General features: G+C 37.2%; 20 protein-coding genes. 14 read left to right on the top strand and 6 right to left on the bottom strand.

The annotated features are described in order from the left end of the window. Positions 1-37: 37 nt before the first annotated feature. The gene (locus tag M9949_03755) at positions 38-1,123 is read right to left on the bottom strand and encodes an ankyrin repeat domain-containing protein (protein ID MCO5250520.1); all 1,086 of its coding nucleotides are present in this window, start codon (positions 1,121-1,123) and stop codon (positions 38-40) included. A gap of 147 nt (positions 1,124-1,270) precedes the next feature. On the opposite strand from M9949_03755, the gene ftcD reads away from it, so the two are divergent. After that, complete coding sequence (ftcD, locus tag M9949_03750) at positions 1,271-2,893, top strand: glutamate formimidoyltransferase (protein MCO5250519.1); 1,623 nt, start codon at positions 1,271-1,273, stop codon at positions 2,891-2,893. Here ftcD and M9949_03745 read toward each other — a convergent pair. After that, positions 2,890-4,620: a hypothetical protein gene (locus tag M9949_03745; protein MCO5250518.1), complete on the bottom strand. Its 1,731-nt coding sequence runs from the start codon at positions 4,618-4,620 to the stop codon at positions 2,890-2,892. The two genes, ftcD and M9949_03745, sit on opposite strands and share 4 nt — an antisense overlap. 92 nt (positions 4,621-4,712) lie before the next feature. Between M9949_03745 and alr the strand changes: the two genes are divergently transcribed. From alr to M9949_03715, 6 genes are all read left to right on the top strand, one after another. Further along, positions 4,713-5,816 (top strand): alanine racemase, encoded by a 1,104-nt coding sequence (alr, locus tag M9949_03740; GenBank protein ID MCO5250517.1) that lies wholly within the window; start codon positions 4,713-4,715, stop codon positions 5,814-5,816. Between the two features lie 72 nt (positions 5,817-5,888). Beyond that, positions 5,889-6,608, top strand: a complete 720-nt coding sequence (locus M9949_03735) for a segregation/condensation protein A (GenBank protein MCO5250516.1) — start codon at positions 5,889-5,891, stop codon at positions 6,606-6,608. Continuing rightward, the gene (gene scpB / locus M9949_03730; GenBank protein MCO5250515.1) at positions 6,605-7,354 is read left to right on the top strand and encodes an SMC-Scp complex subunit ScpB; all 750 of its coding nucleotides are present in this window, start codon (positions 6,605-6,607) and stop codon (positions 7,352-7,354) included. The genes M9949_03735 and scpB overlap by 4 nt, the downstream gene beginning before the upstream one ends. Before the next feature lie 77 nt (positions 7,355-7,431). Next, positions 7,432-7,800, top strand: coding sequence for a thioredoxin (gene trxA / locus M9949_03725; protein MCO5250514.1), 369 nt, complete (start codon positions 7,432-7,434; stop codon positions 7,798-7,800). Between the two features lies 1 nt (position 7,801). Further along, positions 7,802-7,990, top strand: a complete 189-nt coding sequence (locus M9949_03720; GenBank protein ID MCO5250513.1) for a DUF6132 family protein — start codon at positions 7,802-7,804, stop codon at positions 7,988-7,990. 96 nt (positions 7,991-8,086) lie between these two features. Beyond that, a complete protein-coding gene (locus tag M9949_03715; protein MCO5250512.1) occupies positions 8,087-9,253 on the top strand; it encodes an RtcB family protein in 1,167 nt (388 codons plus the stop codon). A gap of 38 nt (positions 9,254-9,291) precedes the next feature. Here the strand turns inward: M9949_03715 and M9949_03710 are convergent, their stop codons facing one another. The 4 genes from M9949_03710 to ispE form a co-directional block, all read right to left on the bottom strand. Next, complete coding sequence (locus M9949_03710) at positions 9,292-10,839, bottom strand: hypothetical protein (protein ID MCO5250511.1); 1,548 nt, start codon at positions 10,837-10,839, stop codon at positions 9,292-9,294. 4 nt (positions 10,840-10,843) lie between these two features. Beyond that, the gene (locus tag M9949_03705; GenBank protein MCO5250510.1) at positions 10,844-11,314 is read right to left on the bottom strand and encodes a GNAT family N-acetyltransferase; all 471 of its coding nucleotides are present in this window, start codon (positions 11,312-11,314) and stop codon (positions 10,844-10,846) included. Continuing rightward, entirely contained in the window at positions 11,311-12,786 is a 1,476-nt protein-coding gene (locus M9949_03700) for a glycogen synthase (GenBank protein MCO5250509.1), read from the bottom strand. Before M9949_03700 ends, M9949_03705 begins: the two co-directional genes overlap by 4 nt. Positions 12,787-12,860: 74 nt before the next feature. After that, a complete protein-coding gene (ispE, locus tag M9949_03695; protein ID MCO5250508.1) occupies positions 12,861-13,706 on the bottom strand; it encodes a 4-(cytidine 5'-diphospho)-2-C-methyl-D-erythritol kinase in 846 nt (281 codons plus the stop codon). A gap of 43 nt (positions 13,707-13,749) precedes the next feature. On the opposite strand from ispE, the gene M9949_03690 reads away from it, so the two are divergent. From M9949_03690 to M9949_03660, 7 genes are all read left to right on the top strand, one after another. Next, positions 13,750-14,487, top strand: coding sequence for an SEC59/DGK1/VTE5 family protein (locus tag M9949_03690; protein ID MCO5250507.1), 738 nt, complete (start codon positions 13,750-13,752; stop codon positions 14,485-14,487). Position 14,488: 1 nt separating this feature from the next. After that, on the top strand, positions 14,489-14,983 hold the full coding sequence (locus M9949_03685; protein MCO5250506.1) for a hypothetical protein: 495 nt from the start codon (positions 14,489-14,491) through the stop codon (positions 14,981-14,983). Next, entirely contained in the window at positions 14,976-16,013 is a 1,038-nt protein-coding gene (locus M9949_03680) for an aminotransferase class I/II-fold pyridoxal phosphate-dependent enzyme (protein ID MCO5250505.1), read from the top strand. The genes M9949_03685 and M9949_03680 overlap by 8 nt, the downstream gene beginning before the upstream one ends. A 2-nt stretch (positions 16,014-16,015) precedes the next feature. Continuing rightward, complete coding sequence (locus tag M9949_03675; protein MCO5250504.1) at positions 16,016-16,504, top strand: acyl-CoA thioesterase; 489 nt, start codon at positions 16,016-16,018, stop codon at positions 16,502-16,504. Between the two features lie 12 nt (positions 16,505-16,516). After that, positions 16,517-18,052 carry a hypothetical protein gene (locus M9949_03670; protein MCO5250503.1) on the top strand — a complete coding sequence of 512 codons (1,536 nt, stop codon included), beginning with the start codon at positions 16,517-16,519 and terminating at the stop codon, positions 18,050-18,052. A 27-nt stretch (positions 18,053-18,079) separates the two neighbouring features. Further along, positions 18,080-19,819 (top strand): SLBB domain-containing protein, encoded by a 1,740-nt coding sequence (locus tag M9949_03665; protein MCO5250502.1) that lies wholly within the window; start codon positions 18,080-18,082, stop codon positions 19,817-19,819. Positions 19,820-19,926: 107 nt separating this feature from the next. Beyond that, positions 19,927-21,438, top strand: a complete 1,512-nt coding sequence (locus M9949_03660; protein ID MCO5250501.1) for a capsule assembly Wzi family protein — start codon at positions 19,927-19,929, stop codon at positions 21,436-21,438. Positions 21,439-21,448: the final 10 nt, after the last annotated feature.

The following is a 21,448-nucleotide window of genomic DNA, read 5'->3' as shown; positions in this document are numbered from 1 at the left end:
AGGAGGGACTGAGGTATTTAGAATTTGTAAGAATAAGCTACTTAACCGATAAGACATCAACATGAATTTTGATATTCTCTTTATTATCATTAAAATCATAATCCGAGCAAGCCCAAACATCATTAGCGAGATTGAACGTTCTGCATGTACCAACTTCTCCATGAGCTAAATCTATACTTACAGTGTGTTTTTTCTTATAAATCACATTTTCGTTACATTCGATTGTTAACATTAAAGTAATGCTTGAAATGTGAGAAAACGATTTATTTTCAAAAGTAAAACGAACACTTTCAATACATCTATTATCATTATAATCATTACAGAACCACCACTGTGTTAGTTTGTGACTTATTAAGAAAGCTCTGTTTGCTCCTTTTTGCAACAAAAGCTTGACAATTTCTAAACGTCCTGCCTTACTCGCCTCATGGAGCGGTGTATTACCATAATCATCTTTAGCATTCACATCAGCTCCTTTTTCTATCAATAGCTTCGCTATATAAATATTACCACTCTTAATTCCCCAATGGAGTATAGTTTTGCCGAAATGATTTCTAGCATTCACATCAGCACCTTTTTGTATTAAAAGCTTCATAATATCCAAATGTCCATTCAAGATTGCAGCATAGAGAGGAGTACCACCAGTACCACCATCACCTTTAGCATTTATATTAGCTCCTTTTAGCAGTAATAGCTTAACAGTTTCTATACGTCCCCAGTTGCTTGCCTCATGGAGCGGTGTCCAACCCAAATTAGTTGAAGTATTCACTTCGGCTCCATTTTTTATCAAAAACTTGACAATTTCTAAATTTAGATGTCTACATGCCTTAAAAAGCGATGTCACTCCATCATTATCGGTAGAGTTAACATCTGCACCTTTTTCCAAAAGAAGTTTTACTATTTCAGTGTTTCCAAACTTGCTTGCCTTCATTAGGGCAGTCTCGCCCATTTTATCTTTAGAATGAACATCAGCACCTAAATCAATCAATCTTTCGACTTCGATTAAATTACCTTCATAGGCTGCTTCTACAAGTTTTTGATTCAAATCAGAACTGAGCAGTGGAGTAAATAAAATGAAAAAGGATGCCAAGTATAGGCAGATTTTGCAAAACATTTTCAGTTTCATAATTTTCCTTTTTAATGTGAATATACAAATATAACAAGATGTACAAAATAAACAAACTCAAAAGATTTATACTACAAGCAATGGCATAAGTAGAAATAATATTTCTTAATTTTGTAATTGTACTTTTTAACAAAATGGAAAAAATCAATGAAAAAAATAATCGAATGTGTTCCGAATTTTTCTGAAGGACGAAATAAAGAAATAATTGAAGCTATTGCTGAAGCTATCAGGCAAACTGAGGGCGTCACACTGCTCGATGTTGACCCGGGCTATTCCACAAATCGCACTGTCTATACTTTCGTAGGTGATGAAGTCAGCGTTGTCGAAGGTGCATTGGCAGCTGCAAGAGTTGCACATAAACTAATTGACATGAGCAAACAAACAGGCGAGCATCCGCGAATGGGTGCATTGGACGTTTGTCCATTCATTCCGGTTCGTGGTGCCACGATGGAAGATTGTGTTGATTGTGCCAAGCGTTTTGCTGAAAATGCTTCTACAGAGCTCGGAATCCCGATTTATTTGTACGAATATGCCTCAACTCAAGAACACCGCAAAACTTTGCCACAAATACGTCAGGGAGAATACGAAGGCTTTGCGAAGAAAATCAAATTGCCCGAATGGAAGCCGGATTACGGACCTGCGGAATTTATCCCCAAATGGGGCGCAACAGTCACAGGTGCGAGATTTTTCCTGATTGCTTACAATGTGAACGTACTCGGCACACACAATCAGGCTCACCGCATTGCACTCAATCTTCGTGAAGCAGGCAGGGGAGAAGGCGAACCCGGCAAATTGAAAGAAGTGAAGGCTTTGGGCTGGTTTGTTGAGGAATACGGCATGGCTCAAATTTCGATTAATCTCACAAATTACAAAGTCACGCCGATTCATATAGCATTTGAGGAAGCCAAAAAAGAAGCAGAAATCCTCAAAGTCGGCATTGCAGGCTCGGAAATGGTCGGGCTTGTTCCCTTGGAGGCTATGTTGATGTCAGCTGAATATTACATCGAAAAGGAAAACCTCTTCATACTCGAAGATGAGCAAAAAATCAAGCTCGTGATTGACAGATTGGGACTGAATTCCATTGCTCAATTCGACCCTAAAAAGCGCGTAATAGAGTACATGATTGATGAGAAAAAAGATGAACCTTTGGCAAATTTGAGCGTCCGCGATTTCGTGGAATCAATTGCGGCAAGAACTTCTGCTCCGGGCGGTGGTTCGGCATCTGCGGCAATTGCTGCTATTGGTGCCGCTTTGGGTTGTATGGTTGCACAGTTGACTTACGGTTTCAGAAAATTTGAGCATCTCGACGACAAAATGAGGGAGATTATTCCAAATCTTCTGAAAGTAAGCCGCGAACTTATTCCAATGATTGATGCTGATACAAACGCTTTTGGCGATTACATGGAAGCGCTCAGAATGCCTAAAGGCACTGATGAAGAAAAAGCCGAACGAATTGCAGCTATGCAAAAAGGTTTGAAATCGGCTATCGAAGTGCCTTTGAATACTATGAGATTTGCCGATTCAGCTTGGGAAGCAATGCTCGAAACAGCAAAATATGGCAATATTAGCTCGAAATCTGACATAGAAGTTGGCGCCAAAGCCCTCGAAACAGGCATTTGGGGTGCATGGAGAAACGTTATGATAAATATGGACGGCATCAAAGATGCTGAGTTTAAAGCCATAAAAACGAAAGAAGCCGATGAACTCGTCCAACGTGCATCGCTCAAATCCAAAGAAATAATAGATTTGTTAGCAGCCAGAAAAAGCTAATTTTCGAAAACGCCGATTTCGATACTTACACGTCGTTTGAGTTCGTTTGCCAAATCTGTGGTATCAATGCCTCTGCCTTCGATACCCCAATTTATATTGCTGCGGATTTCATTATATTTCGGGTTTTCGCTTAATTTATCATCAAGATATTTTGCAGTATAGTAGGCTCTCAATTTGGATAGCAATTCGTTATCCATTTGAGTGCCTCTTTCGATTTGGAGCTCGTATTCCTCGTCATCAATGTTGCTTTCTACATAAGTAGCGATTGGTGATAGCGGTCTCGGGTCTGCAAATCCAATAATTTTGATTGACAATCCGCCAACGTTTTGTTGCTTACATTCATCATCAATGCTGTTAAGGATGTTATTTATGAAATCAATGGCATCGTCTAAGGCATTATCAACCACTTTTGCGTAACCATCGTAAATTTCGCCCGGATTTTCAATATAATTCGTACTATCGTTCTTGCCAATACTTTTTTTTGCAAATTTCTTGCGTAGCATTTCCAAATTTTCGATAGTATTCGGGTGATAGTAGCCCGTGACAAAGAACGGTACATCGTACTGTCCGAAATCAAATTCCGTGCTCGTTCGCGGAATGATAAATTGGGCTCTCAATCTAACGATTGAAGAGTCCGAACACGGAGCTATAATGCGTTGCTCCGGAATATATTGAGGGATACATTTGTTGAAATATTGAATTATATATTGCTTATTCGGGAAAATTTCCAATTTCAAAGCTTTTGATGATTCGATTACATCGCTCATAATAAAATTTCTATCTTTATCCAGCAATCGAACGAATCCGTCAGTAGGAAATGCCGGACTTTCAGGATTGATGACAACGTCTAAAATCACAGCTCCACAGTATTTGAATAGAAAAATATCTCCGTTACCACAACTTGGCAATCGGTCTGAAACAACATAAATCATATCTTCATGCACATATGCACCAAATTCGTTGTCTATTGAATTCATAGGGCTTTTCAATCTCGTAGGTCCCGTGAAATTCATTTGGTTGAGCAAATCAGCACTATACAAATTAAAATATCCGTCACGATTTGAAGCATAAATCACTTTTTCCGAATTTTGAAATGTTGGGTTAATTTCGTTTGCTTCGCTATTTATCATCGCTCCGGCATTTCTGGGAGAAAACCACGAGCCATCATCATTTCTGGTGCTGATGTAAATATCCAATCCACCGTATGAATCGGGGCGGTCAGATACAAACACGAGATAATCACCATTTTCCGAAACGAATGGCATTGACTCGAAATATTCTGTGTTCAATTCCGAAATCGCAGACGGTCTCGACCATTTGCCATTGATAAATGTTGATTTGAACAAGTCGCTGTTGTAATTTTTATTGCTTATTGTAGCTGAAAAATAAAGTTCGATATCACCGGTTTTGGGATTACGCGAAATAAAATGCGAACCAAGAACTTCAAATCCTTCATTTGGGAAATTGCTTACAAGTTCAGGTTCACTCAAGACACCATCAATAATTTGGGCTTTGTTGATTTGAAATAATTCCGCTTTTTGAGGGTCAACTCTATGATAATAAAAATTTCCGTCAAAAATAAATGGCGAAAACTCATGCATAGAGGAGTTGAATGTTGCACCTATGTTTCCGTCTGTTGTATCAACTGTGCAAATTTTGGGACTCGAACATGAAGCTAACACAATGAAAGTTGATAAAACGATGCATATAGTTAATGTTTTAAACATTTTTTATAAATTCCTGAATATTTATTATTCTTAAGTTTGTAAAAATATAATTATCAATTTAGATAATCGGTAAATAAAGTAAAAAATTTATAATGAGATCTACAATAGCTAAGATAAATGTTGCAAATTTGAAGCATAACCTGCAAATGATGCGCCAAGTTGCTCAAAAAATGGAAATAATGCCTGTAGTCAAAGCAGATGCTTACGGACACGGTATAGTTGAAATTTCCAGAATATTACGAAGTGAAAAAGTGCGTATAATCGGCGTAGCTTTTGCAGACGAAGCCGTAAAATTAAGAGAATCGGGAGACACAGGCGAGATTTTTGTGCTAATCCCGGGAACAGAATACGATACAGATTTGTATTGTGCATATAATCTCCAAGCGTCCGTTGAAGATTTTGATGTGCTGAAAAAGCTCTCGCACGAAGCACATTCGCGAAATATGACAATCAAAACGCATTTATTCATCAACACAGGAATGAATCGCGATGGAATCAAACCTGAAATGGCATTAGATTTCATGAACCGTGCAGTTGAATTGGAGGGGATTGATATGTTCGGGATATTGACACATTTGGCAGGTTCTGAATTGGAGGACAGAACATTTTCCGACCATCAATTGGATTTGTTTGATAGTGTTCTTGCAGAGTTGCAAAATGCGGGACATAGTTTCAAATATATTCATGCTTTGAATAGCGCCGGAACATTGAATTTTTCTGATAGACCCTACAATTTGGCTCGTTGTGGCATATCACTTTACGGATATATGGATTATAAGCAATTGTCGGATAAGCTAAATTTGAAACCTATACTTGAGCTTGTTTCCAAAGTGATTAACATCAATACTGTTGACGCCGGCGATACTGTGGGCTACAGCTTAAATTATATCTCGGATGCTAGACGCAGAATTGCAGTTGTGCCGTTGGGTTATGGAGATGGCTACCATCGAGTTTTGGCAAACAAAGCTCATTGCCTGATTAATGGAAAGAAATTCCCAATAGTCGGTACAATTTGTATGGACCAATGCTTGATTGATATTGGCGACGAAAATGTCCATATTGGCGATGACGTTGTGTTTATTGGTAATCAGGGCGAAGAATCCGTTGATGCCTACGATTTGGCAAATGCAATGGGTACAATTCCGTATGAAATTACAACAGCTTTGAAATGGCGAATCCCAAGAATTTACCTTTGATGTGGAAAACTTGTAAACAAATAAGTCTCTTTTATGCTTATTTTTATTGATTTTTAAATTCATACTTATAAGATGTACAAAATAAGATTACCGAATTTTGAGGGTCCTTTCGACTTGTTGCTCTATTTCATCAAGCGGGACGAGCTCAATATATATGACATTCCGATTGCGCGTGTCACATCGGAATTTTTGGAATATATCAGAATCATTCGCTTTTTCGACCTCGAATTAGCCGGAGAATTCATACTGATGGCTTCCACATTGATGTACATCAAAGCCCAACTTTTGCTCCCAAAACCCAAATCTGATTCCGATAGTGAGGTAGAAGACCCACGAACTGCATTGGTTCAGAAATTATTAGAATACAAGCAAATGAAAGATGCAGCACATGAACTAAGTCTGAAAGCTGACGATAACAAATACATTTTTTATAGAAATCTTTTCGATGCGGATAAAGAAGTTATCGAAGCAAGTGCCGAATACAAAAATGCCACTCTTTTTGAATTAATAAAAGCATTTCAAAAAGTAATGGAAAAAGCTAAAGAGGTGAGTTTCGACCACATTGTCGAGATGCACAATATCTCCGCCGAAGAAAAAGCCAATGAAATAATCTCGCAATTGAAAACTAAATCGAGATTGAGTTTTTTCACGCTAACGCAAAATCAATCCGTATCTCATCTAATCGTCACTTTTTTGGCGATTCTTGATTTGATGAAATCACAAATCATCATGATTTACCAAGATGAACACTTCGATGATATTATTATTACAGACAGGACAATATTGAATTGAAAGAATCAAACGAAATAAAGCAAGTTGCACCATTTTTGCAATTGAATTATGATGAACAAAAGTTAGCTCTCGAAGCAATCATTTTTTCATCCGAAGTGCCCTTGAATACAGCCACAATGCGTAAATTATTGGTGACCGATTATTTATCATCGAAAAAGCAAAATAATGATGATGAAATTGACCAAGTTACTCTCAATGACGAGATTGCTGAATCTATGGCTGACGATTTGTATTTTGAAAATTTGATTGAGGAAATCAACTCCGAACTTGACAATTCCGGACGTCCATTCAGGATAATCAAATCGGGTGGTGGATGGCTCTATTCGGTCAAAGCGGAATATGGCGAACTCATAAACAGCGTGTTGAAGACTAAATTGCGTAAAAGACTTTCGCAGGCATCCCTCGAAGTTCTTGCTATTATTGCCTACAAGCAACCTGTTTCCAAACCTGAGATTGAACAAATCAGAGGCGTAAATTCTAATGAAGTTGTCAATTCGCTAATCGAAAAGAATCTAATAAAAATTGCAGGTAGGAGCGAGGCTCTCGGTAAGCCAATTTTATATGCCACAACAAATGATTTCCTTCGTACATTCGGTTTGAATTCACTCCAAGAATTGCCAAAATTGAAGGAAATTGAAGAAATTGCCTCATCTGACATTCATGAACCTGTCGAATCTGAAAATGAAGTTGAAAAAGACTTCAATTTCAACGGATTTATACTTCCTATGGATAATGAATTGAAATAATTTTCAATCTGACAAAATATTAAAAATATTCTTTCGTTTATAAATATGTCAATATGTTCATATTTAAGGAAAGTAAAATGCAATTTTTATCAAAACAAGAATTTATCGAAAAAATTTTTGATTTCGAAACGAAAACAGAATGGGAATTTTCAGGAAGCCGTCCGGTTGTAATCGATTTTTATGCTGATTGGTGTGGTCCATGCAAGGTGCTCTCACCTGTAATGGAAGCATTGTCAAAAGAATACGATGGCAAGATTGATATTTACAAAATTGATACAGAACAAGAAAATGAATTGGCGGCTGCTTTCGGTATCAGAAGCATACCTTCAGTATTGTTCATCCCATTGAATGATAAACCGCGTATGTCGGTTGGTGCAATGCAAAAAGACGATTACAAACGTGCATTCAACGAAATATTTGGAATTCCCGAACCGGAAGTTAACTAAGATGCAAGCCAAGTATATCAAGTTTATTGCCTTGACAGTTTTGGGCGGAGCTATCGGTTATGCATACTACTACTTCGTAGGATGCAATACCGGTACATGCCCGATAACGTCAAATTGGCACGTTTCAACTCTCTATGGTGCAGTTATCGGATTTATTGCAGCTTTTCCAAGTAGCAAAAAAACGAAATAAGAAAATTAAAAATCTCCCATAAAATTAAAGTCGTTTTATTTGATAATTTGCATATTTTTTTATATGTTGAATTTTTAAAATAGGACGGCTTTAATTATGATATACGAAATCAATCAAGGAAATATCCCAATCAAGTTGTGGCTTGACGATGCAGACATAGATTCGATGAATCAAGCTATCAATTTGTCAAACTTCCCTTACGCTTTCAAGCACATTGCATTAATGCCCGATGCACATGTTGGGTACGGAATGCCGATTGGCGGAGTGATGGCAACTAAGGATGTCATAGTCCCAAATGCTGTCGGCGTGGATATTGGTTGCGGTATGTGTGCAGTTAAAACTTCATTCACTCATATTGATACTGCAAATTTGAAACGAATTCTTGGAAAAATCCGCGAATTTGTCCCACTTGGCTTCAATCATCACAAGGCAATGCAAGACATTGCAATTATGCCAAGTCCTGATTCAGTGTCAGATTTTGACTCAATAACAAATCGCCAATTTAATAGTGCTCGTCGCCAATTAGGCACTCTCGGAGGAGGCAATCACTTTATCGAAATCCAAAAGGGTTCTGATGGATTCATCTATTTGATGATTCATAGCGGCAGTAGGAATATTGGGAAAACTGTTGCCGAACATTACAACAGTCTTGCAAAAAAACTAAACGAAAAATATAAGGAAATCCCGGACAAATGGGATTTGGCGTTTTTGCATCTGGATAGCGATGACGGTCGCAAATATCTGAGCGAAATGGAATATTGTGTCAAATTTGCTCTGGCAAATAGATTGCTGATGATGGAAACTGTTCAGGAAATTGTCGTTGATATAGCCGGAGACTGCGAATTTGATGAATCAATAAATATTCCGCACAATTTCGCTTCGCTCGAAGAGCATTTTGGTGAACAAGTTTGGGTGCACAGAAAAGGAGCAACACCGGCTTATAAAGGCTGCATCGGCATTATTCCCGGTTCGCAAGGAACGTTTTCATATATCGTAGAGGGCTTGGGCAATCCCGAAAGCTTCGAATCAAGCTCCCATGGTGCCGGTAGAAAAATTGGAAGAAATAGAGCCATAAAGGAACTTGATTTTGAAGAAGAAGTTGCCAAGATGAATAAACGTGGCATTCTTCATGGTATCCGCTCTTCCAAGCAATTGGACGAAGCCCCGGGAGCTTATAAAGACATTTACCAAGTAATGCAAAACCAAAGTGATTTGGTCAAAATTTTGATTGAACTATCGCCATTAGCAGTTGTAAAGGCTTAATTCGATTTCTATTTATGCGTTTTGCCCGATTCATCATTTCAGTCTAATTCTAAAAAAACATCTTCAGGTAAGCTTTTTTGGAATTTTTCCAAATTATGCCTGAGTAAGTTTACATCATCAATATCATCCGAGCAGGAAAGAAAAGTTACTTCATCAAAAGCACATCCAATATTATCTCGTATTTTCAACTTTGCAACAGGAACCCATGAAACAGGTAGAAAATCTTGAAATCCTTGTACATAAAGAATAGCAATTTCAGCATCACGTTTGCGAGTTAATTTTGCAATCGAATTTTGGTTGAAATTTTTCTGAATTCGCATCCGGATAATATCTCTATCCGCTAAACCAATAAAATCTGTCAATCGAATTGACGTGAAATAGCAACAAGCCCCAATATCATTCAATACCACAGATGATTCATCATAATAGGTATGCAAAAATTTGCTCATCTGAATTTGCTGGTCATAAATATTTTTTGACATTTGTGGAATATTTTGAAGTGATTCGACATACCTCATGACCGACGGAATCGAAAATAAGATGAATATAGAAGCCAAAATTATGCGATGTAAATTTTTCGGATGTTGTTTAAACAAAATTTTCAGACTAAAGATGAAAGTTAAGCAATATATTGCCATAAGATATGATTCGTATCTGTAAACCCAGCCGGTTTTAGCAAAGGCAATATGCATTAATGCTGTTAGTGTGCATAAAATATGCAATTTTAAAAGTAGGGTTGAACGATTCTTAGCAAAATATTGAAAAATAAGATAAATAATTGACAAGCTGATTAATGCTGCGAAATGTGGTGCATTTATGAATTTTCCAATTATCTTCATTGGGAAATTCAGTGCAGCACTAATATTTCGCGGAGCGTCGCCCTTCAATAGAATTGAATTTGGCAAAAACATGTCCCCATTCATAAGCGAAATGATACCGTAAATGATGATTGGTAGCACTCCCACAGCCATAATGATTGCAACTTTTCGGTACTTTTTTTCATATAGTTCAATCAATGAAAACGCAATGATAATAAAAATACTTTCATACCTGACGCAAACTAAAGCAAAAGCCAAAACAGCAATATATTTGAAATGAGATTCATCTCTATTGTATATGATGTATGATGTTATGAATAGTATTGAAACTAAAATATGAAGTAAATGTTCCATTCCATTGTATATATTAGCACTTATAGGTGATAATATGAAAATTCCGCTTATCAAGATTATTCCCCAAACATGACTTTGCATCTCTTTTTCGGAAAATCTATATAGCACGTAGATTAGCAAGAGAGCAAAAATTGTATTCAGTATTAATGGAATGTAAATATCCCAGTCAGTAAGGATGATTAAAGCGCTTATGAGAATTGGATAAATTGGAGATGATGAGGACGAGGTAAAACCATGCTTGGTAACGCCCCAAACGCCATGATTAGCGAAATTATCCGCTGTAGCTAAATGTATATATGTATCATCAAGAGGGTAAACATATTCGCCAAATTTTTCATCAATTTGAATAATATGCAGGATCGTAATTGCAAGAAATAAAATGGAAATGACAAGTAGAATAAGGTACTTATTCATTATCCTAACCGGTGATTGAGCCAAAATTATCTGCGTTTAGTCTGTGCAATATCCAATCATTCAGCCCTTTGGCACCGAGTTTCTCGTAAAATTCGCGTGCAGGATTCCAATCTAAGACGCTCCATTCCATTCGTCCGCAAGACTTTTCAGATGCAATTTTTGTACATTCCCGGAAAAGTTTGAAACCAATGCCCTTGCCTCTGTAATCTTCTTTTACGAACAAATCCTCAATATATAAACCGGGTTTTCCTTCAAAAGTTGAAAAATTGAAGAAATAGATTACAAATCCGGCGGCTTCATTGTCGTAATCTGCAATTAAGCAATGTGCATATCGAATTTCGCCAAATAAATTTTTTGATATAGTATCTTTATCAAACACTACTGCATCGCTTAATTTCTCGAATTCAGCCAAATCTTTGATAAATTGCATTATCAAATCAATGTCGTTAATATTTGCTTTTCGAATAGTTATCATTTTGAGACCGCTTTTTCTTTCGCCCATTTGAATACTTTGAGGTAATCGAGAGCAGATTGTGCTGAAGAATAGTTTCTTGCCATTCCGTTTTTACGTATCAAATCCCAATGTGGCTCTTGTCTATATACAGACAAAGCACGGCGTATTGCATAAGTAAAATCGTCTGCGTTATATTGCCAAAATGTAAAACCCCAACCTTGACCACTATCGGGTATGTATTCGGTCACTGTATCTGCCAATCCGCCGGTGTTGCGGACAATTGGAATAGTACCATATTTGAGTGCATACATTTGAGTCAGTCCGCAGGGTTCAAATCGCGATGGCATCAAAAGAAAATCCGAAGCTGCAAATATCCTATGAGACAAATTTTCATTGTAACCAATCGTAATAAAACAATTTTTGGGATATTTTTCTTTTAGATAGTTGAAATAATCAACATATGGCGATTCACCATTACCAAGCAAAGTAAATCGTAGAGCGTTATTTGCCAAATAATGCTCTAATTTTATGCGAATCAAATCAATGCCTTTTTGTTCGGTCAATCGCGAAACCATGCCAATGAGAGGCATATCGAGATTGTCAGATTCGTCCAAACCAAATGATTTGAGATACTCAATTTTGTTAGCTTGCTTCAAATGCAAAGAATCGGCATTATAATTATGAGTTATGTATTTGTCGCTTTCAGGATTCCAAACATCGTAATAAACTCCGTTCAAAATGCCTACCAAATCAGCGCCGCGAATATTCAGTTCGTCACGCAAGCCTTCGCTATAGTAATCATAGCGAATTTCTTTTGCATAAGTAGGGCTGACCGTCGTGATTTTATCTGCAAACATGATACCTGTTTTCATCGAATTAACAGCACCAAATTGTTCAAACCACGAACCGGGAAAAATTTCTTTCATTCCGAATCCTGAGTATAACATTGCTGTATGTGGATTGAATTTGCCTTGATAAGCTAAATTATGAATCGTATAAACACCGGCTGTGTCCGAAAAGTGAGGGTCAGTGTTGTAATATGACTTGAGGAATGCCATAGTAAAGGCAGTATGAAAATCATGAGCATGAATAATATGAGGCGAAAAATTTAGAGCCTTTGCCGCCTCGAAAACAGCTCGACTAAAAAAGATGAAACGTCTGTCATTATCATCATATTCCTTAGGGTCACCATATATTCCCTGTCTATCAAAATACTCATTATGTTCGACCAAATACACCGGAACTCTCGAGCCATTGAGGTAACCAAGCCATAATCGAGCAAATTCTGTCCAATATCCCATCGGGACAATCAAGGTTTTATCAAGAGGTGTGAAGCCGTACTTATGGACATCTATGAAACCATATTTGGGCATAATGATAATCGGATTTTGTCCGTATTTCTGCCATTCAATGGGCAAAGATGCCGTTATATCGGCAAGTCCGCCAGCTTTGGCATAGGGTGCTACTTCTGTAGATGCTAATAGTATATTCATCAAATCAATTTATTTCGTTGCAACAAAATAAGCTACAAATCTAACGATAAAATTCATAGAAATTAAACATATTATTAAAAACCCGGGTAGCTGATATGTGTAAAGTAGCTGCTAAACATGGATTCAGCCGATTTTACTTCGGGAAATTTAGTGAACAATCCAAATAGTGAAGAACCCGAACCGGACATTGAAGCATATATTGCTCCATTTTTGTATAGTTCGTCTTTTATGCTTGATAATTCTGGATGACTTTCAAAAACGAAAGGCTCAAAGTCATTCACTAAATTTTTTTTCAACTCTTCAGAATCAAAAATTGAAGTTTTCAACAATTCTGGCAAATCAGTCATTTCACGGTTGAAATTTTCATCTCGTCCTAATGATTGGTAAGCCTCTTTTGTTGATACGTGAATTGCAGGATGCACGAGCAGAATATAATATGGCATATAGAAGCTGAAGTATTTCAGCTTCTCTCCTCGCGATTTGCCTTCAGCAGCACCGTATTTCAAAAAATAGGGCACATCAGCACCGATAGTTTGGGCAATATCAAATAAGTCTTCATAACTTAATCTTAAGTCACAAAGTATGTTCAAAGCCTGCAAAGTGCTTGCAGCATCAGCACTGCCACCGCCAAGACCTGCACCTTGGGGTATGATTTTCTTGACATCAACTCGGACACCACCTTCGTAGCCTGCTATATCGAAAATTTTGTGTGCCGCAATGTAAATCAGATTAGATTCTAAAGGAATAATTGAATCCAAATTTGTTTCAATTTCTTTTTCACTTAATCGGAAAGTCATTTCATCAAATAAATCAATGCTTTTGAATACAGTATTTATGTTATGGTATCCGTCATTATTCTTATTTAAAATTTCGAGACCTAAATTTATTTTGGCTCGTGCGTATTTTTTTAATATTTTCATATTCTTAGTTTTTACTGATTCACATATTTGTTATTAAGGATTGATGGAAGAAATTATAAAAGAACAGTTTCTGAGAGAGAATGACGAAAGTATAGAAAAGTCATCAAAGAAAAAAGAGAAAAAATTGAAGGAGAATATTCCATTCGAGCAAGAATTGCTCAGAAAGGGTATTCACTTGGTGTCCTTGAATATTCCAATTCTATACATATTTGTTTCTAAAACATTTGCCTTATCAATATTGATACCTTTGTGTATATTGTTTGTAGCGATTGATATAATTAGCAAAAAAAATCAAGCTGTTTCGGAGTTGATGCACAAATATTTTGGGGGTATGCTCAGAAAGCACGAAAAAAAGAAAAAAAGATTGATACTAAATGGTGCTTCATGGGTTTTGATATCCGCCGTTATTACCGTATTAGTGTTCCCGAAAATTGTAGCTGTTGTGGCGTTTGCTATTTTGATAATTTCCGATATGTCTGCTGCGTTGATAGGCAGGAAGTTTGGCAAAACAAAATTATTCAATAAGTCGCTCGAAGGGACTATGGCTTTTATAGTGTCGGCGCTTATAGTTGTATCGATAATCGGATTCTTTTTTGATGGTAATTGGCTTTATTATCTGGCTGGTGGGACTGCTGCCATTGTTGGCGGAATAGTCGAAGCGTACTCCAAAAAAATGAAAGTTGATGATAACATGTCAATACCTGCTTCGGTTGGGATTGTAATGCTGTTGATTGATTTTATTTTTAACGGTCACGGCGCCAGTTTCTTAAATATGATGTAAAATGAAACAAACAATAGTATTATTATTATTCGCAATCGCTCTGCTTGGCTCATGCTCGAAGCATTCAGAGTACAAGATTGTTGATTATTTCACAGACAGTACAGACAGAGGCAAATTTGTATTCCTTTTTGTCGAGACTGATACTATAATTCAAGACGACATTTTGAATTGGACAAAAGAATTCAAATCGAAAGACACGATTATGAGAGTTGAACACGATTCCATACTTCATGTGTTGATTTCATATTTTTATATTCCTGATGTCTATGATGAAATTCCCGAAGAGCAAGCTGTAATACTCAGAGAGAAATATAAAAACCCTGAGATTACCAATAAGTTGCTATTAGCAAAGAACGGTGCCGTTTATACCGGTTTTTCAAAAATTACAGAAGGGATGCCTTTTCCAAAGGATACTGTGATTTTGACTTCAGTTTTTGTCCCGAAAAAAGGGTATAAAGCAGTTGACATTTTAAAGCAAAGAGATGAAAATGATTGATTTAAGAAGTGATACTTTCACAAAGCCAACACCCGAAATGTTGCAAGCAATGGTTAATGCAGATGTTGGTGATGATGTTTATGGGGAAGACCCTACTGTAAATTTACTTCAGGACAAAATTGCCAGACTATTCGGAAAAGAAGCTGCATTATTTGTGCCTTCCAGTACTATGAGCAATCAACTTTCGCTCAGAGTACTTACCGAGCCGGGAAACGAAGTCATAACCGATGCCGATGCTCATATTTTCTACTACGAAACTGCTGCACCTGCAATATTGTCCAATCTTCAATTCCGAACTATTCCATCCGAATCCGGTCAAATTCTAATTGATGAAATCGAGAAGCATATTCGCCCCAAAATATATTATTTTGCGGATACAAAAATCATCGCACTTGAAAACACGCACAACCGCCACGGTGGTACAGTAATAGACCTCGACTATATCAAAGACGTCAAGGCGCTTGCCGATAAGCATGGAATTTATACTCATCTCGACGGAGCAAGAATTTGGAATGCTCATATTGCTTCAGGAGTATCATTTGAAGAATACGGAAAATATTTCGATACAATTTCAGTTTGTTTGTCGAAAGGTATGGGGGCTCCAATTGGGTCGCTAATTATTTCGGATAAAGCGCGAATTCAAAAAGCACTGAAATGGCGCAAAATCTTTGGTGGGGGAATGCGACAAGTTGGTTATATCGCCGCATGTGGTTTGTATGCCTTAGAAAATAATTTGCCGCTCTTGAAAATTGACCACGAGAATGCACGGAATTTTGCCAATGAGATTGCGAATCTTGACGGAATAAGAATAGATTTGCGGAAAGTACAAACAAATATCGTTATTTTTGAACTTGATAAAAGAATCAATTCAGAAGATTTTGTTGCAAATTGTAAAGAACGCAACTTGCTTTTGAGCAATGTTGGCGATAACAAAATTAGAATTGTGACTTATCACCAAATTTCTAAAGCAGACATTCAAAATGCAGTAGAAATAGTTGCAGAAATAATGAAAAAAATGATGAGGAATTGAAAATGAGCAACCGAATTACCGAGCAAGATATACTCAAAGATATAGATAAATACAAGCATACAACAAATGCTCAAGTCAAATTTCATGAAGTTGATTCCTTTGGAGTGGTCCACAATATTCAGTATTTTTATTTTTTAGAGTGGGCGAGAACCAAATATTTCGAGTTTATTGGGATGCCGCTCAATCATCGCACCTATACTGCTGAAAATCCAATTATGACAGTTCGCCATGTGATGGATTATTTCAATCCACTCTATTTTACCGATTACTATGATGTTTTGACTCGTACCAAAACGATAGGAAATTCATCAATTGTTATGGAAAATGTTATTCGAATGAATTCGGGCAAAATTGCGATAAAAGCTGAAGTGACGCTCGTTTATATGAGCAATACAGATTACCGCCCGACACGTTTGCCGGACTACATGCGGAATGCCATTATGATGGTCGAGGGAGATGATTTGGAAATTATTGAAAGTGAGCCAAAATAGATGAGTAATCCGATGAATTGGACAAAGCAACAAATCGTAGCTCAATGTCTATTTCCCAAGCTATCTACAGAAGATTTTTTTACAAATCCCGATTACAAGCGTGAAATTATTCGTTTTGTTGAATTGGGAGTTGGGGGATTTTGTATTTTCGGCGGAGATACTGTTCAGGTAGAGCTAATGACCAATTCGCTTCAAAATATCGCTGCTGTACCATTGCTTTTTGCAGGGGATTTTGAATTTGGCTTACCAATGCGACTTTCCGAAGGGACCGAGTTTCCTCATGCAATGGCATTAGGTCAGAATTCAGATTCGGATACGAGTTTCAAAATTTCTACTGCAATTTCCAAAGAAGTCAAATCAGTTGGTGTTAAATGGAATCTTGCTCCTGTTTGCGATATTAATTCAAACCAATCGAACCCGATAATCAATATTCGTTCATTTGGCGAGACACCGGAATTAGTCTCCGATAATGTTGTGAAATTTATCGAAGGTTCACGAACGGTAAATGTTTTGACTTGTGCAAAGCATTTTCCCGGGCATGGAGATACGCTGTCTGACTCGCATATCGAATTACCTGCGGTTTCAAAAACGCTGGAGGATTTGGAAAAATTTGAATTGTTACCATTCAAAGCGGCTATTGATGCAGGTGTGGATTCAATTATGGTGGGACATTTGTACGTGCCGGCTATGAGTAATAATCTGCTTCCGACATCACTTTCACCAAAAGTTTACAGCTATATTCGCGATGAAATGAAGTTCAGAGGGCTTATAGTTACTGATGCTTTGGATATGAAAAGTATCACGAAACTTCGTAACTCCTCAGATGCAACTATTGATTGTCTTCTTGCAGGGGCTGATATTGCACTTATGCCCGAAAATGCAAGTGAAGCAATGGCAGGATTAATCGAAAGAGCCGAAAGTGATGAAAAACTAGTCGAAAATTGTTTCGAATCATCTAAGCGGATTATCACTGCAAAACGAAATGCGAAATTGATTCCTCTATTTGCGACACTCGAAAGCACGAAACAAATCTTTACCGACCATTTGAATTTAGCTTTAAATGTTGCTTATAAAGCATTGCAAATAAAGATAGATAAGCCAATTATACCTATAACTGATGATGTGAATTTTGCCGGAATTGCATTTTTGCAACAAGACAAGGATTTGCGAACAGCAACACGCTTTTTCACAATGTTATCCCAAGCAATTGAAAACGACTGTGACTTTGCTTTTGTAAGTGAAACTATCACTGATAGTGACCTGTCGGCAATCAAAGACGGTATCAAAGATGCCAAAATTCTTATTTTCGCTGTCTTTATCAAAGCTGTCGCTTATGATGGCAGAACCGATTTAATCACCAAAGCTAAAGAAATATTTGATAAACTTAGTGCGGGTAAAGACACGATAGTTATTTTTCTTGGAAATCCGTATTTTGGTGAAATTTTTGATTCATCTGTAAAAATTTGGACTTATTCTGATTCTTTTCCGTCATTAGCATCTGTAGTAATAGAGCTAAGCGGTAGAAAGGAAGCATTAAAGCTTCTTTAGTTATTTATTAACAATTGGTTATGAACGATGTATCGTAATATTGCAGTTTGCATCTTTGTTTTTTTAATGGTGATTGCAAATCACTCAAATCTTCAAGCTCAAATCAAAGGCTTATCCGGAATGAGTGGCGATGAGCTTCTGAAAATGGAGCTCGAAAGCCAATTTTCTGATGATGCCATGCGGATGGAATCTATGCCGGTTGGCAATATCATTGACCCCGAGTTATATTTTCTGGGTCCCGAAGATATTCTAACAATCCAAATTGTGCCCATTATGAATAATCCCAGAAGTATCAAATTATCGCCGGATATGTCCATAATGATTCCGCGAGTCGGCAAAATTGATATGCGAGGGCTTACTTTGAAACAAGCTCAAGATAGCATTGAATCGTTTTTTAAAGCATTCAATCCTAAATTTGAAGTTTCAACAAATTTACGTGCAGCAAGGCAATGTATAGTGAAAATTGGCGGCAATGTTCTCTATCCTTCAATTTATACGATGCCCTCGAGCTATCAGGTATCAACGGCAATACTTTTCGCCAATCAACTCCAAAAAAATACTGCAATCGCCTTACCACAAATGGAAGCATTGCTACAAGTACAAGAGGCAGAACGAGAAACTGAACGTCGTTTTTCGGAAAGCGGGCTGAGCACAAAACCATTCTATTCATCTAGAAATATAATTTTACTTCGTAAAGATGGCACTTCGTTGACGATTGACCTCGAAAAAGCAGCTGCTACAAATGATGCATCATACGACCCATATGTTAAGGAAGGTGATGAAATTATCGTCCCGTTCGATAGAGATAATTTCCCAATGATTTCGATTTCCGGTGGTGTTACCAGACCGATAATTTTGCCATACAAACCCGGCGATAAAGCATCCTTATTATTAAAATTTGGCTATGGACTGACTGATGATGCCGATATAAATAATATAAAAATCTACATGCCATCGCAAAACAAGCAAATTTTACTCAAAACAGACAAAAGTTTGAATCTGATTGGAGAAGATTTTGAGATTGAACCGGGTGCAGTAATAATTGTTGGACAAAATATTACGCCACAAAGCCAGAGTACAGGTACTGTTTCAATCAAAGGGCAAGTCCGCAACCCGGGCAATTATCTGATTACACTGAGAAACACACGCCTTCGGGATTTGATAGACATGGCAGGTGGCTTTACCCAAGATGCTTATTTGCCGCTTGCGAATATCGTTCGACGTGAATCGAAACTGAAATCACTTACGGACCCTCGCCAAGAAACTTATGAAGTAATGCAATACAGCGATTTGACAATGGACGACACTACTCGATATTATATTGATATGAAGTACAAACAGCCGTTAGTTGCGACCGATTTTGTAGAACTTTTTGAAAAGAATAACAATATCAACGATGTGCTTTTGTATGACGGCGATATTATTCATATACCAACCAATCCGGGATTAGTTTTCGTGAACGGTCAAGTCAAAAATCCGGGATATGTAGAATTTGAAGAAGGTAGAAATATGAGTTGGTACATAGAGCGTGCAGGCGGTTTTGCAGAAGGTTCTGAACCCGAAAGAGCAAGGATTATTCGTGGCAGAACAAATGTTTGGATTGCAGGCACCGATGACGTTGTAGTTTATGCAGGTGACCAAATTTATGCACCAAGAGTACCTGATGAACCAACAACGCTGAAATTGCAACGTTTTGCTGTATATGCCAGTCTGATAGCTACAGTCTCAATATTGATAACCACAGTTTTCACATTATTAACTCGATGAAAAAAACAAGCGTAATCATCCTATTTTTTATTGCGAATATTTTTATAGCATACTCGCAATCTGAGCACGTACATATCTACCATTCTGTGTATCCTTTTTTGGAGAGAATGTATAATCAAGGGCATTACGAAGGCTATCCTTTGAATGATTTGCCAATGAGACTTTCCCATATCACAAAAGCCTTAAATGAAATTGAAAAAAATAAAACCGAACTTGGAAATGCAGATAAAAAACTGCTCGAAAAATTCAAGCAAGAGTTTTTCATCAATGATTCAAAAACATATACCTTGATTACAAGCGAAACAGATTCAAACCAAATCTTATTCAGTGGACTTTTTTCGAATGATGAAAAATTCTTCTATCGCAATTCAAACGATGAAACTAATGTTCAGATAATGCCACTTGCTTCAATTGACTACATGAGAAACGATGAAAATTGTGCTTTGATTGGGAATTTGGGATTTCGTTTGTATGGGACAATTGAAAGTAATTTCGGATATAATTTGCAAGTCACTAACGGAACTTTGTTCTCAGGCGAGAGAAGTGTTGCTAATACGATTAGAAAGTATTCGCAAAATATAAAATTCAACGTTTATCAGGACGATATAGATTTTACCGAATCACATATAAATTATGTGTCTCGATGGTTCCATTTTAATATTGGTCGCGAATCCAGATTATTGGGCGCAGGATTTGGTCAAAGATTAATCATGTCCGATAACTCACCTGCAATGGACGTCATTTCAGCAGGTGCAGAGTTTGAAAGTTTCAGATATAAATTTGTTCATGCCTCATTGCTTGCCCAACCCAATATCGGCGTATCAGGTTCACACATTGATATACCAAGCAAATATCTTGTCACGCATAGATTTGCTTTAACTCCGAGTTGGGGAGAATTTGCTTTTTGGGAATCTTTAGTTTATTCCAATCGTCATCCTGATATTGCATATTTGAATCCACTCAGTTTCCTAAAGTCTTTAGAACATGCTTTAAGAGATAGAGATAATGCCTTGATGGGCATGGACTTAACAGTCAAACCAATGACAGGATTATTAGTCAAAGGTTCCTTCTTATTGGATGATATCCGATTTGAAAAGATTGGAACAGATTATTGGGGTAACAAAACTGCTTATAATTTGGGAGCAATGCTGTCGCTAATCCCAAACATTGACTTGATTGCAGAATATGCACGAGTTCAACCTTACACTTTCTCCCATTTCAACCAAAATAATTCCGCTGTCAATGATGGATTTGTAGTCTCATCGTATATTTTGCCAAATTCGGAAAAATACTCCTTTACCACTCGTTATTGGTGGGGCAGCCGTTATCCGTTTGAATTGGAACTTTCATATTTCAGACACGGTGATAATATTTACTCTGAATCAGGTGAATTAATTAGAAATGTTGGCGGTAATCATCTTGAAGGATTCAGATTTGATGTTGATAGCCAAGAAGTCAAATTTCTTGACGGGAATTTGGAAGAATATTTTTCATTTGCATTATCATCCGGGGTGGAACTATCGCGTGGTTTCAACCTTCAGCTTTATTATAGATTCATAAACACTGACAATTCGGGGGAGCATTTTATACGAGCTATGCTACGATTTGATGAATTTTGATATTTTTGTA

The sequence above is a fragment of the Candidatus Kapaibacterium sp. genome, from assembly GCA_023957315.1.
In the GTDB taxonomy this organism is placed as follows: Bacteria; Bacteroidota; Ignavibacteria; order Kapaibacteriales; family UBA2268; genus PGYU01.
This window is presented reverse-complemented; position numbering and strand designations above follow the sequence as displayed.